The organism is Sinorhizobium sp. CCBAU 05631 (assembly GCF_002288505.1).
In the GTDB taxonomy this organism is placed as follows: domain Bacteria; phylum Pseudomonadota; class Alphaproteobacteria; order Rhizobiales; family Rhizobiaceae; genus Sinorhizobium; species Sinorhizobium fredii_C.
This window is the reverse complement of the sequence record NZ_CP023065.1, coordinates 215,863-228,968: the sequence shown is the minus strand read 5'-3', so window position 1 is coordinate 228,968 and position 13,106 is coordinate 215,863. Positions and strand designations below refer to the sequence as shown.

At 63.7% G+C, this 13,106-nt stretch carries 15 protein-coding genes; 7 read left to right on the top strand and 8 right to left on the bottom strand.

Annotated elements, in window-relative coordinates; translation table 11 throughout:
* Positions 1–62: 62 nt before the first annotated feature.
* The 6 genes from SS05631_RS27680 to SS05631_RS27655 form a co-directional block, all read right to left on the bottom strand.
* Positions 63–1,955, bottom strand: coding sequence for a nitric oxide reductase activation protein NorD (locus tag SS05631_RS27680; protein WP_037425250.1), 1,893 nt, complete (start codon positions 1,953–1,955; stop codon positions 63–65).
* A gap of 11 nt (positions 1,956–1,966) precedes the next feature.
* Positions 1,967–2,779, bottom strand: a complete 813-nt coding sequence (locus SS05631_RS27675) for a CbbQ/NirQ/NorQ/GpvN family protein (RefSeq protein WP_037425247.1) — start codon at positions 2,777–2,779, stop codon at positions 1,967–1,969.
* A gap of 62 nt (positions 2,780–2,841) precedes the next feature.
* Positions 2,842–4,188: a nitric-oxide reductase large subunit gene (locus tag SS05631_RS27670; protein WP_037425244.1), complete on the bottom strand. Its 1,347-nt coding sequence runs from the start codon at positions 4,186–4,188 to the stop codon at positions 2,842–2,844.
* 24 nt (positions 4,189–4,212) lie between these two features.
* Positions 4,213–4,665, bottom strand: a complete 453-nt coding sequence (locus SS05631_RS27665) for a cytochrome c (protein ID WP_037425241.1) — start codon at positions 4,663–4,665, stop codon at positions 4,213–4,215.
* Between the two features lie 162 nt (positions 4,666–4,827).
* Positions 4,828–5,118 (bottom strand): cytochrome C oxidase subunit IV family protein, encoded by a 291-nt coding sequence (locus SS05631_RS27660; RefSeq protein WP_037425238.1) that lies wholly within the window; start codon positions 5,116–5,118, stop codon positions 4,828–4,830.
* A gap of 5 nt (positions 5,119–5,123) precedes the next feature.
* On the bottom strand, positions 5,124–5,675 hold the full coding sequence (locus SS05631_RS27655; RefSeq protein ID WP_037425235.1) for a cytochrome c oxidase subunit 3: 552 nt from the start codon (positions 5,673–5,675) through the stop codon (positions 5,124–5,126).
* Between the two features lie 118 nt (positions 5,676–5,793).
* On the opposite strand from SS05631_RS27655, the gene SS05631_RS27650 reads away from it, so the two are divergent.
* The 3 genes from SS05631_RS27650 to SS05631_RS27635 all read left to right on the top strand — a co-directional run bounded on the left by SS05631_RS27650 (position 5,794) and on the right by SS05631_RS27635 (position 7,576).
* Positions 5,794–5,949 carry a hypothetical protein gene (locus SS05631_RS27650; protein WP_080605633.1) on the top strand — a complete coding sequence of 52 codons (156 nt, stop codon included), beginning with the start codon at positions 5,794–5,796 and terminating at the stop codon, positions 5,947–5,949.
* Between the two features lie 396 nt (positions 5,950–6,345).
* Positions 6,346–7,029, top strand: a complete 684-nt coding sequence (locus SS05631_RS27640; protein ID WP_037425232.1) for an NnrU family protein — start codon at positions 6,346–6,348, stop codon at positions 7,027–7,029.
* A gap of 172 nt (positions 7,030–7,201) precedes the next feature.
* On the top strand, positions 7,202–7,576 hold the full coding sequence (locus tag SS05631_RS27635; protein WP_037425230.1) for a DUF454 family protein: 375 nt from the start codon (positions 7,202–7,204) through the stop codon (positions 7,574–7,576).
* On the opposite strand, the gene SS05631_RS27630 is transcribed toward SS05631_RS27635, so the two are convergent.
* Together SS05631_RS27630 and SS05631_RS27625 are read right to left on the bottom strand one after the other, a co-directional pair.
* Positions 7,545–8,234 carry a UbiX family flavin prenyltransferase gene (locus SS05631_RS27630; protein WP_037425227.1) on the bottom strand — a complete coding sequence of 230 codons (690 nt, stop codon included), beginning with the start codon at positions 8,232–8,234 and terminating at the stop codon, positions 7,545–7,547. The two genes, SS05631_RS27635 and SS05631_RS27630, sit on opposite strands and share 32 nt — an antisense overlap.
* Positions 8,231–9,739, bottom strand: coding sequence for a UbiD family decarboxylase (locus SS05631_RS27625; protein ID WP_037425224.1), 1,509 nt, complete (start codon positions 9,737–9,739; stop codon positions 8,231–8,233). Before SS05631_RS27625 ends, SS05631_RS27630 begins: the two co-directional genes overlap by 4 nt.
* Before the next feature lie 121 nt (positions 9,740–9,860).
* Between SS05631_RS27625 and SS05631_RS27620 the strand changes: the two genes are divergently transcribed.
* Genes SS05631_RS27620 through SS05631_RS27605 form a run of 4 tightly spaced genes read left to right on the top strand, consistent with a single transcriptional unit; the run spans position 9,861 to position 12,693 of the window.
* Positions 9,861–10,367, top strand: coding sequence for an SCP2 sterol-binding domain-containing protein (locus tag SS05631_RS27620; protein WP_037425221.1), 507 nt, complete (start codon positions 9,861–9,863; stop codon positions 10,365–10,367).
* On the top strand, positions 10,358–11,335 hold the full coding sequence (locus SS05631_RS27615; protein ID WP_037425218.1) for a peptidase U32 family protein: 978 nt from the start codon (positions 10,358–10,360) through the stop codon (positions 11,333–11,335). Before SS05631_RS27620 ends, SS05631_RS27615 begins: the two co-directional genes overlap by 10 nt.
* Before the next feature lie 6 nt (positions 11,336–11,341).
* Complete coding sequence (locus tag SS05631_RS27610) at positions 11,342–12,277, top strand: U32 family peptidase (protein WP_037425215.1); 936 nt, start codon at positions 11,342–11,344, stop codon at positions 12,275–12,277.
* Positions 12,274–12,693, top strand: coding sequence for a hypothetical protein (locus SS05631_RS27605; protein WP_037425213.1), 420 nt, complete (start codon positions 12,274–12,276; stop codon positions 12,691–12,693). Before SS05631_RS27610 ends, SS05631_RS27605 begins: the two co-directional genes overlap by 4 nt.
* The last annotated feature ends 413 nt before the right edge of the window (positions 12,694–13,106 follow it).

Below are 13,106 nucleotides of genomic sequence, written 5' to 3'. Positions count from 1 at the left end.
GAAACAGAGAGGCCCGGCACGTACGCGCATGCCGGGCCTTCCGTCTCGCGACCTGCCCCCGTCTACCTAACTAGGCCGCGATAGATCGCCGGCAGGGCTGCAGACAGCCTGCCGATATTGCTGACGACCGCGTAGCCGTTCTGGCCGAAGATCACCGGGACATAGGATTTCGCCTCGCGATCGACCGTTACGCCGAACACGTTGACGCCGGAGCGGCGCGCTTCACAGACGGCGCGGCGGCTGTCCTCGAGCGCAAAACGTCCTTCATAGTGGTCGACGTCGTTTGGCTTGCCGTCGGTGAGCACGATAAGCAGCTTGCGGCGGTTCGGTCGTTCGACAAGACCTGCTGCGGCGTGCCGGACCGCCGTGCCGATGCGCGTGTAGTAACCGGGTTTCAGCGCGGCGATGCGCGCCTCGACCGTCGTGCTCATCGCCTCGTCGAAGGCCTTCACCGTCTCTATCCTCACCCAGTCGCGCCGCCGCGAGGTGAAGGTGAGGATCTCGTGGCTGTCGCCACAGGCCGAGAGCCCGTGCGCCAGAACCAGGAGCGCCTGCTTCTCGACGTCAAGGACCCTGAGATCGTCGAACCAGGCGTCCGTCGAAAGCGACACGTCGACAAGGATCGTTACCGCAAGGTCGTGCGCCTGCGGACGGCTCATCATATGGATTCGGTCGCTGCCCTGCCCCCCGGCCTCGAGGTCGGTGCGAGCCCGCACGACCGCATCGAGGTCGAGATCGGCGCCGTCGATCTGCGCCCGCAGCATCTTCTGGCGCGGCCTCAGCACCTCGAACTGGCGGCGGACACGGCGGATCAGGCTCTTCGTCGCCGGATCCGCCTCGCCTGCGGCGCCTTCTGCGGATGCGGGCGACGCGAGCACGCGGCAGTGGTCCTTCAGGTAGCTGCCGCTGCGATAGTCCCATTCGGGATAGGTGAGTTCGGCCGTCAGCGGCGTCCGGTCGAGCGCTTCGGGCGGCAGATCAAGGTCGAAACGGAAGCGGGCGGCCGGCCGTCCCTGGCGCTCGCCGAGAGTCATGTCGTCGAGCTCCTCGGCCGCCTGGGCATCATGATCGTTGCTGTCGTCCGCCGGACGGTCGACATTGACCATCTCGGCCATTGCAAGGATCTTCTCGAAGCGGTTGAGGATGAAGGGACTGCGCTCCGATTGCCGCTGCGCTTCCCGCGTTGCGACGTGGCGTGTCGTCTCGGCTCCTTCCGTTCTGCCACCGCCGCGGGCGGGCTCGTCCTCGCGGCGGCCCTCCATCTCCTGGCGGAGCAGCACGTCAGGCCACAGCGGGACCGGAAGCATGGGGAGATAGCCCGGCGGCGCCTTCTGCGGAAGGACACTTGGCAGGACGTCGTCGCTCAGCCCCGCGCCGTTTCTCAGCGTGTACAGGATTCGCTTTTCGACGTGCTGCTCGACGGAAGGAAGCGGGCGTCGCTGCCGAACGTTGAGCACCGCCCTGCACAGGCGGCGGTAGCGGGGGCGCATCGCGGGATAGGTTGCCAGAACGGAGTGTACCGTCTCATCGGCACGTGCAAGGAGTGCCAGATCGCGTAACAGCGGGTCGGTGGCGCTGACGGGCGACACCGGCATGACGGCCATGACCGCCGCCAGCCAGAAATAGAGATCGCGGTTGAGGCGCCGCAGGGGAAAGAGATCGATTTCCGCCGGCAGCATCAGCGTCGCATGGTCGCGCGCCGGCTGCACGAGCTTTTCCTCACCTAGGCCCATGCGCTGACGCAGGCGAAGCCGGTGCGCGGAGGTGCGGCCGCGTGCGGGCGCGATCTGAACCGCCTGCTCGCCACCGAGACCGCGGAAGTAAACGGCGAGCACGGCCTGGACGTCCTCGAGCCGGACGGCCTCGTCCGGAAAGCGCGGCCAGGTGCGTGTGTTGCCGATGAAGCGATGCCACGCGCGGCCGACCGTTTCTTCGAGTTCGAGGAAGTCCAGCATTATCTTTATCCTCAGCGGATCACCGCATCTGCAATCTCGATCAGCGCCGTCTTTACGTCCGGCTCGTCTGTAAGCGGTTCGATCATCGTCGCGAGAACGGCGTCGCGCACCGAAACTCCGCTGTCGACAAGGCTGGCGCAATAGACGAGCAGGCGTGTTGAGACGCCCTCCTCGAGATCATGCCCCTTGAGGCTCCGCAGACGATGCGCAAGATCGACAAGCGGCGCGACCCGGTTCTCTTCGAGGCCGCTCTCCTCGGAGACGACGGCGATCTCACGATCCCGCGGCAGGAAGTCGAACTCGATGGCGACGAAGCGCTGGCGCGTGCTCGGCTTCAGGGTTTTGAGGAGGTTCTGGTAGCCAGGATTGTAGGAGACGACCAGCATGAAGCCGGGCGGCGCCTCCAGGAGCTCGCCGGTTCGCTCCAGCGGCAGGATGCGCCGGTCGTCGGTGAGCGGATGAAGTACGACGGCGACGTCCTTGCGCGCCTCCACGATCTCGTCGAGGTAGCAGATGCCGCCTTCGCGCACCGCCTTGGTCAAGGGTCCGTCGACCCATACGGTGTCGCCGCCTTTGAGGAGATAGCGGCCGGTCAGGTCGGCGGCGGCAAGATCGTCGTGGCACGAAACGGTCGCAAGCGGCAGGCCGAGTTTCGCGGCCATATGGGCGACGAAGCGCGTCTTGCCACAGCCGGTCGGGCCCTTCAGCAGAAGGGGGAGCTGACGGGTCCAGGCGCTTTCGAAGAGCGCGCATTCCTGGCCTGAAGGGGAATAGGCCGGAATGGTGCAATCCGGAATTGGCGGGACTTTGAGGGCGATGTTCATCAGATATCTCCAAGTTCGAATTTCCGACAAGGCGGCCGGCCACGAGGACCGGCCGCTTCGCATCATTCTGCCGGTTGGATGGCCTGCTTGAGGGCTGGGCTACGGCTCCTGCCGGGAACAAGCACTGCCCAGAAGAACATCAGCGCAGAGACGAGTACGACGACACCCGATCCGAGGCGGATCCAGTAGAAGAGAGCGAGTTGCTCCTGCACGGCCATGAAGCTCTCGCCGAGGACGCGCTGCAAGTGAACCTGGACGACGCCGGCGAAGGTGAGCGCGAAGGTCATGACGGACATGGCGCTGCACATCGCCCAGAAGCTGGCGATCGACAACCACTGGTTATAGGGTGCCCGGCCGCGGATCTCCGGTATCGCATAGGCCATGACGGCGAGGTTGAGCATGACGTAGGCGCCAAAGAAGGCGAGATGCCCGTGCGCGGCTGTGACCTGCGTGCCGTGGGTGTAGTAGTTGACCGACGACAGCGTGTGCAGGAAGCCCCAGACGCCGGCGCCGAAGAAGGCCATCACCGAGCAGCCGATCGACCAGAGGAGCGCGGCCTTGTTCGGATGCTTGCGACCGGCCTTCCAGGTCATCACGAAGGTGAAGACCACCATGGTGAAGAAGGGTGCGACCTCGAGCGTGGAGAACAGCGAGCCGATCCACTGCCAGTAGCCTGGCGCGCCGATCCAGTAGTAGTGGTGGCCGGTGCCGAGGATGCCTGAGAAGAGCGCCAGGCCGACGATGACATAGAGCCACTTCTCCACGACCTCGCGGTCGATGCCGTTGAGCTTGATCATCAGGAAGGCGAGCACCGACGCCATGATCAGCTCCCAGACGCCTTCGACCCAGAGGTGGACGACGTACCACCAGTACATCTTGTCGAGCGCGAGATTGATCGGATTATAGAAGGCGAAGAGGAAGAAGATCGCCACGCCCCAGAGCCCGAAAATCAGGATGTTCGTCACCGTGGTCTTGCGACCCTTCAAGACGGTCAGCGTGATGTTGAACAGGAACATCAGCGCGACGACGACGATGCCGACCTTGATCGCGAAGGGCTGTTCGAGAAATTCGCGGCCCTCGTGGATATGGAGGAGGTAGCCGACGACGGCAATTGCCGCCGCGACAAGGAAGATCCAGAACTGGGCGATGGCGATCTTCGGGCTATAGAGCTCCGTCTCGGCCTCTTCCGGCAAGAGGTAGTAGGTGGCGCCCATGAAGCCCATCAGCAGCCAGACGATCAGCGCATTGGTGTGCACCATGCGGACGATGTTGAACGGCAGCAATTCGGAAAGCGTGTTGGGCAGCACATAGATCGTGCCGGCGAGCACGCCGAAGAGGATCTGGGCGAGGAACAGGCCGAGCGCGCCGTAGAAATACAGCATCGCGACCTTTTGGGTTTCATATTTCATGTCTTTTCTCCTTGTCCCGCTGCCTCAGCCCGCCTCGTTCGGTGGCCAGCTCTGGGTCTTGATGCGGCTCGTCCATTCGAGGAAGTCGGCAAGGTCGTTCAGTTCCTGCTCGGTGAGATTGAATTGCGGCATCTGCCGCCTCCCCTCGGCGCCGGAGGGCTGCGCGGCCATCCAGGACTTGAGCGTCTCGCGCGCGCCTTCAGGGTCGGACTCGCCGCCCCACCGCTTCCACACGTTGCCAAGCTCCGGCGCGAAATAGGCGCCCTCGCCGAGCAGGGTGTGGCAGTTGATGCAGGAGTTCTTCTCCCAGACGTGCTTGCCGCGCGCGACGGAATCCGTCAGCGTCGTCTCGTCGGTGGATTCGGTCTTCATGTAATAGTGGCTGTGGGCCGTGAGGCCGACAAAGATCGCGAAGAAGAAGATGGAGCCGCCGTAGAAGACGTTGCGTGCCCCTGTCTTGGTAAGGCGTTCTGCCATCCCATGGTCCTTTCGATTTCCGGGAGCCGCAATGCGCGGGCCGGCCTGAGCAATTCCCGCCGGTCGGCCGCGGAGTCCCCCGCCCACCGGTAAACGCGATCTCTTCTAAGGTTTGCCCGCTGGCGTTCTTTGCGTTTCGGCAAACAAGTGGCGAAGAGCCCTTCAACCGACGGGCGAAACGACTGCGATGAGCGCTTTTGCCGCAGCCGCAAGCGCAAAGAAGAGCGGCCAGGCGATAAGACCGACCCGCAAGACCCGTGGTCCCGAACGCAAGCCCAGAAAATCCAGCACGACGAGACGAGCTTTCAATACCGCGAGCGTCAGCAAGGCGAGCGTGAAGACCAGCGGAGCCGCGGGGTCCTGGACCTTGAGCGAGAGCGGCAGGCCGGAGACAATCATCAAGACGAGGATCATCCAGGTTTTCTTCAACTGTTTCGGGCTGCGGTCGCTCATGGAGCTCAAACCAGATAGAGGATGGGAAACATGACGATCCAGACGAGATCGATTACGTGCCAGAGGGTGGTGACGAGGCAGACATTGGCCGGACGCGGCCTCCAGGCGACGAGGAGCAGCACGATGGCGACGAAGCCGACGTGGACGAGGTGAAAGCCGGTCAGGAGGAAATAGAGTTCAAAGAAGGAATGAAACGCTGCTTCCCCGGCAAAGCGGATTTCCGTGCTGTACTCGTAAAACTTGATGGCAACGAAGGCGAAGCCGAGAAGCGCCGCGAGCACCAATGCCCGGCGCCGCCTGGCGACGGACGCAGCCTTTCCTGCCGCAATCGCTGCCTGCCAGCCGCTCGTCAGCAGGACGAGCGTGTTGAGAGCGGCAATTCCCGGTTTCAGGTGCAGCCGCGCGACGCCGAAGTCCGCCGGCGCGATCATCGAGGCGACCAGGAAGGCGCCGATGAGGATCCCGAAGGCGGCAAGTTCGCTCCAGATCAGCACCCAGAGGATGAACTTATCGGCTTCCTCCTCGCCGGCCGCGCCGGCCGTCATCGCGTTTTCCATGCCGCATCTCCGCACAAGTCGTGGAAAGCGGATAGGAGAAAGGGGCCGCCGTTTCTTTGCGCCCGATCAAAGACCGGTCCAGCCGTCGCGCTATGTTCCGTCGAAAACGGAGATCACCATGTCTGACGCGCAGATCGGCCTCTCGGTCGCCACACCGATCATCATCATCTTCGCACTCGTGCTCTACCGCATGGGCGTCCTGCAGCGGACCGGCACGGTCGCCGCCGTCCTGGCGTCGGTCGCCTGCGCTGCGGTACTCTTCATCGAGCGCTAGGGGAGTCCGATTGACCGTGCCTTCTCCACCCCATCGCCTTCAAGATCGATATGGCGAACTGCTCGCGCCGTGCGATGCGATCGAGTCGATTGCCGACTCGATTGCGGGGCGCGTGGACCGGGAGCTCTGCATCGGCACGGCGGAAAGGATGTCCTCGCTGAATCTCGGTCAAACGACCGACGTGCCGCATACCCCTTGGGCGGCCACGCCAACGTCCGCACCGGATATCGCGGATGCGCTGCGGTCGGCGGCCACGGGAAGGAGTGCGTTTTCCTGGCAGGCGATCGAGTCCATGCTGCGGACCTTCCTCGAGGGCCTACGACGGCATGTTGCGGCAGAGCAGGCTATGATAGAAGCAATGAAACGGTCGAAGCGGCCGAACAGAGGCAAGTCCCGATGGCTGAATTTCTGCTGGCGCTGCTCGCCTTCCTCGTCCTGCACTCGATTCCGGCGATCCCCGCCGTCCGAGAGCGACTGATTTCCCTCCTCGGCCGGGCGGCCTATTTCTCACTGTATTCGCTCGTCTCGATCCTCGTGCTCGGCTGGGTGTTCTACGCGGCACTGAACGCCGACTACATTCCCCTCTGGGAACCCGCCGCCTGGCAGGCCTGGGTGACGTTGCTTGCCGCGCCGGTCGGCGTGTTTCTTGTGCTCGCGGGTCTCTTCAGTGTGAATCCGCTGTCGGTCTCCATCCGTCAGGGGCAGAGGCCGGGCGCGATCGTCTCGGTCACCCGCCATCCCGTTCTCTGGGGCTTCGCCATGTGGGCGCTCGGCCATCTCGTCGCCAACGGCGACCTGCGCTCACTGATCCTCTTCGGCGGCTTTGCGCTTTTTGCGCTCGGTGCCATACCCATGATGGAGATGCGCGCCCGTCGCCGGCTTGGAGATCAATGGCAGCGCCAGTCTGCGAAGACCTCCATTCTGCCGTTTGCCGCCCTCTTCACCGGACGCACTCCTTTGTCGGGTGACACGCCGATCGCCATCGCCGTCGTAGCGACGGCGGCCTTGACCCTCTGGCTTCTTGCGGGAGGCCATGCCGCCCTGTTTTTTGCCGACCCCCTCCTTCTGGCGACGGCATAGCAGTTGGGCATGCCTCAGAGCCCATGGAATTGGCTGACGGCTCAATAACAGAACTGCCAATGCACCGGGCCCGAAGTGCTGATTGGCCGTCTCGACAATGGCAGCGACGAGCACAGGATTGACCAGAAATCTCCCGCAGGTTTCATGCTCTGGCAAGGAGAAGACAATTGAATTGAACCCTTCCATGCGCGCTGTTCTTCTTGGGCTCGGCTGGGCGATGGTTGGACTCGGCTTGGTCGGCATATTTCTTCCACTTCTGCCGACGACACCGTTCCTGCTTCTTGCAGCATGGCTGTTTGGGCGCTCTTCTCCAAATCTCGAAAAATGGCTGTTCGATCATCCGGTGTTCGGGCAGCCGCTGCGTGACTGGCGAGAGGCTGGTGCAATATCGCGGGGCGCGAAGATATGTGCGATATCGCTCATGGCTACGGGCTTCGCATACTTCTTGTTTCGGTCCGGACCGTCGCCGATGGTTGCGGCTGTCGTAGCGGCGATCGTCCTCGCCGTCGGCGTCTTCATTGTCTCTCGACCCGAACTGCGGATGTAGGCGACGTGCCTCTTGCCGCCATCGGCCGCGCCGCCTCTTCTACACGGACCCGCTTTTTTTTCGCCCCAGCGGGCTGACGGTGCGACAGTGGGTCCCATTCGGTTGCGAGTGGCGCGATCGGCAGGGCGACAAGATCGATCGCGCGCGCGGCAAGATGGTCGATGATCTCTTCGACGCTTTGCGGCCGGTGATAGAAGGCCGGCACCGGCGGCATGACGACCGCACCCATTTCCGTGACGGTCGCCATGTTGCGCAGATGGCCGAGATGCAGCGGCGTCTCGCGTGTCATCAGCACGAGTCTTCGCCGCTCCTTGAGGTGCACATCCGCCGCCCGCACAATGAGATTGTCGGCAAGACCGGTAGCGATCGCCGCCAGAGTTCGCATCGAGCAGGGAACGACGATCATGCCAGCAGTTCTGAACGAACCGCTTGCCGTTGCCGCGCCGATGTCTCCAATCGGATAGCTGCGGTCGACGATCCTCAGCAAATGATGCAGCGCATGCGGCCCGCTCTCGTGCAACAGCGTGCGCTTTCCTGCAGTCGAGACAATGAGATGCGTCTCGATCGAGGGGATTTCCGCGAGACGCTCGACAACCCGGAGCGCCAGCGCCGCGCCCGATGCCCCCGAAACGCCAACCACGACCCGTTCCTTGCTCATGGCATTGCTCCGAAGCCCAGTTCCGCCCAAATTTGATCGACCCTCCCGACAACCTGCGCCGGCATTTCGAGCACGCGTCCCCATTCGCGCTCAGTCTCCGGCGGAAGCTTGCGTGTGGCGTCGAGCCCGAGCTTGCCGCCAAGGCCGGGCTTCGGAGACGCGAAGTCGAGATAGTCGATCGGCGTGTCGTTGAGGATGGTGACGTCGCGGCTGGCGTCCAATCGTGTCGAAAGCGCCCAGATGACGTCGGCCCAATTCCTGACGTCGATGTCCGGATCGACGGCGATGATCAGCTTGGTGTAGGTGAACTGCGGCAGCATCGACCACAGGCCCATCATGATCCGCTTCGCCTGGCCCGGATATCGCTTGTCGAGCGAAACGACCATGGCCCGGTAGGAGCACGCCTCCGGCGGCATATGGAGATCGACGATTTCACGAAATTGCCGTTTCACCAGCGGCAGGAAAAGCTCCATCATGGCCTCGCCAAGCTTCGACGGCTCATCCGGTGGTCTGCCGGTGTAGGTCGAGAGATAATAGGGTTTGCGGCGCATGGTGATTGCCGAGAGCGCCATCACCGGAAAGCGCTCGACGGAATTGTAGTAGCCGGTGTGGTCGCCATAGGGCCCCTCTTCCGCGGTCTCGTCAGACGAAACGACGCCCTCAAGGACGATCTCGGCCGTGGCCGGCACCCACAGCGGCACGGTGATTGCCGGAGCGACCTGCGGCCGTTCCGCCTTCAACAGTCCGGCAAAGTTGAGCTCGCTCATGCTCTCGGGCAAGGGCATCACCGCCGCAAGAATCGTCGCCGGATCGGCACCGATCGCCACCGCCACCGGCATGTTTTCGCCGCGCTCCCGCCACAGGCGATGATGGCGGGCGCCGCCGCGATGCGCCAGCCATCTAAGGATGAGCCGGTTCGGGCCGAGCACCTGCATGCGGTAGATGCCGACATTGACATCGGTCGGATCGTCCGGCGCGCGGGTGATCACCAGCGGCCAGGTGACAAGCGGCGCCGGCTCACCCGGCCAGCACCATTGGACCGGCAAGCGCGCGAGGTCCGCTTCCGCGCCGCGCCACACCGTCTCCTGCACCGGAGGACGTGCCACTCTTCGGGGTCGCATCGCGAGAGCGGCGTTCAATAGCGGCAGCTTGCTCCATGCATCCTTCAGCGATTGCGGCGACCTCGGCTCGCGCAGTTCCGCCAGCATTTCCGCCAGCGCCGGCAGGCCGCCTGTCGGAAGCCCGAAACCCCACTCTATCCTCTCCCGTGTACCGAAGAGATTGGCGAGAAGCGGCATGTCGCAAAGGCGACCGGCGGCATCGACCGGTTTCTCGAAGAGCAATGCCGGTCCGTCTGACTTGAGCACGCGCCGGTGGATCTCCGTCACCTCATGCACGAGTGAAACCGGTCGCGCTATGCGGCGCAGCCGTCCGCGCTGCTCAAGCATTTCGGCAAATTCCTGGAGCCCCGAGAAGCGGCGAATGGTCGAGTCTGTGCGATGCATGCGCGGTGTCTCGCCCGCGAATTCGGTTCTGTCTTTGCGCTGGCTCAAATTGTGCGGCGGACATCGCCGCTAGGCTCGGTATCGAACGGACGAATCGTCATTCCGCGAAAGGCGAGAGAATATGGAAATCCCGCGCCCGCTGGCCGCACCCCTTGCCGTCGTGCCGGTTCCCCTGATCGAGGGGGCGGTGAGGCTCATGTTCTCGAGCCTGCTCAAGCGTCATCCCGCCCTCTTCGAGCGCCTCGGAGAACACAAGGCGAAACGCTTTGCCTTCCGGCCGAGCGACCTGCCACTTGTCTTCCTGGTCGAGCCGGCGCGGCCCGTGATTTCCGTGATACGCAGGCCGGCAGATCCGCCGGCGGATGCCGCTGTGGAGGGTCCGCTGTTCCTTCTGCTGGCGCTTCTCGAAGGCCGCTGCGACGCCGACGCACTGTTCTTTTCGCGGGCGCTCACCGTCGTCGGAGACATGGAGGCGATGCTGGCACTGCGCAATGCTCTCGACGGCTCGGAGATCGACCTGCCACGCGATCTCGGCGCAGCCGCCGGGCCGGTTGCGCCGCTCGTCAGCCGAACGGCGGCAGCGATCCGTCGGCGCGCGCTTTCCGGGGAGACCGTCGCATGGAGCTGATCTGCCCAGCCGGTACGCCGGCGGCATTCCGCGAGGCGGTCGATGCCGGCGCCGATGCCGTCTATTGCGGCTTTCGCGACGAGACGAACGCGCGCAATTTCCCCGGCCTCAACTTTTCGCGCGAGGAGCTTCGCGACGCGATTTCCTATGCCCGGCGCAAGGGGACCCAGACATTCGTGGCGCTCAATACCTTCATGCGTGCCGGTCACGAGAGCCTGTGGTACGAGGCTGCGGCGGACGCCGTCGGCCTGGGCGCCGATGCGCTTATCCTTGCCGATTTCGGACTGATGGCCCATGTCGCCGAGACCTATCCCGGCCAACGGCTCCACGTCTCCGTGCAGGCTTCGGCGTCCAATCCGGACGCAGTGAATTTCCTGGTCGAAGCCTTCGGTGCCAGACGCGTCGTGCTGCCGCGCACCCTGACAATTTCCGACATCGCCCGCCTCGCTCGCCAGATCCGCTGCGAGATCGAGGTCTTCGTCTTCGGCGGTCTCTGCGTGATGGCCGAGGGTCGCTGCTCGCTCTCTTCCTATGCCACCGGCAAGTCGCCCAACATGAACGGCGTGTGCTCGCCGGCGAGCCATGTGCGCTATCGGAAGGACGGTGACGCCCTGGTTTCCGAGCTCGGATCCTATACGATCAACCGCTTTCCCCGCGAGGAGGCGGCCGGCTATCCGACGCTATGCAAGGGCCGCTTCGATATCGCTGACGCAAGCGGCTATGCCTTCGAGGACCCGGTCTCTCTCGACGTGATGGACCATATCGACGTCTTGCGAGAGGCAGGGGTCAGCGCGCTCAAGATCGAAGGGCGGCAGCGCGGCAAGGCCTATGTCGCCGAAGTCGTCTCGACCCTGCGCAAAGCGCTCGCCGCGAGACCGGAAGAGCGCCAGGCCCTGCTTGCCCGCCTCCGTCTGTTGAGCGAGGGCCAGCGCACGACGTCCGGCGCCTATGAGAAACGCTGGAGATAAACAGCAGTGAATGACTGCAAACCTACACTGACACTCGGTCCCGTTTTGTATCTCTGGGAGGGGGAGAAATGGCGGGACTTCTATTTTCGGATCGCCGACGAGGCGCCGGTGACCCACGTCGTCATCGGGGAAACCGTCTGCTCGAAGCGGCTGCACTTCACCGACCCTTATTTCCCGCCGGTGATCGAGCGCCTGGTGGCGGCGGGAAAACGCATCGTCCTTTCCACCCTCGCCCTCGTGACACTCGAGCGCGAGAGCCAGTATGTCCGAGGCCTGGTTGCCGACAGCCCCTACCCAGTCGAGGCGAACGATCTTTCCGCTCTGGCGCTGCTTGAAGGCGAGCCGCACTGGTCCGGCCCACTCGTCAACGTCTACAACGCGGCAACGGCCCGGCTGCTCGGGAGACGGGGTGCGTCAAGCATATGTTTGCCGCCCGAACTGCCGGCAAGCTCGATCGCAGAGATCATTTCTGGAACGCCCGGCGTCACGTTCGAGGTCCTCGCATTCGGGCGGATGCCGCTCGCCATTTCCGCGCGCTGTGCGCATGCCCGCGCCAAAGGACACATCAAAGACAACTGCCAATTTGTCTGCAAAGACGATCCGGATGGCCTGCCTGTGAAGACGCTCGACCGCCAGTCCTTCCTTGCCCTCAATGGAGTGCAGACGGTTTCGTTCACCTGCCAGGCGCTTCTTTCGGAGTTGCATGATCTCAATACCTTTGGCGTGCAACGCTTCCGCCTGTCGCCCCAAGACTGCGACATGGTGGCGATCGCGCGCCTCTACGACGAGGTCCTACACGGCCGCATGGATCCCGAAGAGGGCATCGCCCGGCTCAGACAAGTCTATCCGGCAGCCCCGCTCTCCAACGGATTTCACCACGGGCAGGAAGGCGCCGCCTGGGTCGCCCGCGCCCGCAACATTGGACATGGAGCGACCACATGAGAGCAGACGACGCCGCCTCGAATTTTGCACGAACCAACGAGGAAATCAGCCACGCGGTCCGGCGCATGCGTGGCGCAATCCTGAGCAGCGCGAACGATTGCGAATGCCGCGACCGAGTCGGAGAGGCGCTGCGCGACCTGGAGAGGCTTGAACGGGCCCGCATCGTGCGGCAAATGCTGATCGCTGCCGATGATCAGCGGCGAAGGATAGAGGCCCTGCTCGCGCTGCTTGGCGACTTCGAACCTAACGAGCCCGAGGCGATGGACGACGGCCTGATCGCTGAAGCCGGCCTTCTCTTCGGCGATATCGCCGCAGCCGCTGAACTGGGCTCAAGTCTGCTGAGACAATCGCGTCAGTTTCTTGCATCCGAGATGGTGCACAACGAGACGGAAAGCGCCAGTTGCGCCGCGCGCTAGATCGATGAGTGTGGGCTCAAGCAGATATTTTGAAAGGGATGAATTGTATGGACGTGTTGAAGCGAACCCCGTGGCGGGATGCGGCGCTGGACATCGTCTTGTCTCAAGCCACCGCTCTCGGTGAAATGAGCTCTCTTCTCGAAGCGCTCCAAGTGGATCGAGAACGCGCTGGCGGGACAGGTCGCCGGGTCTTTCGTGACACAAGCCCCCCTCTCCGGATTCGACCCTGACGGCCAAGTTGGAAACGCAATCTCGCTGCGGCAGACCACGAAGCGCCGGTGAACGCAGCCAGCTCGGGGGTTCTCAGAGACTGTTGCACATTCGGGGGGAGTCCAGTCCAGATAGGAACGAGGAGGAGCGATTCTCGAGGCTCCGCGAGGCCGCCCCGTCGGCGGGCCGCCCTCCGACAGGAT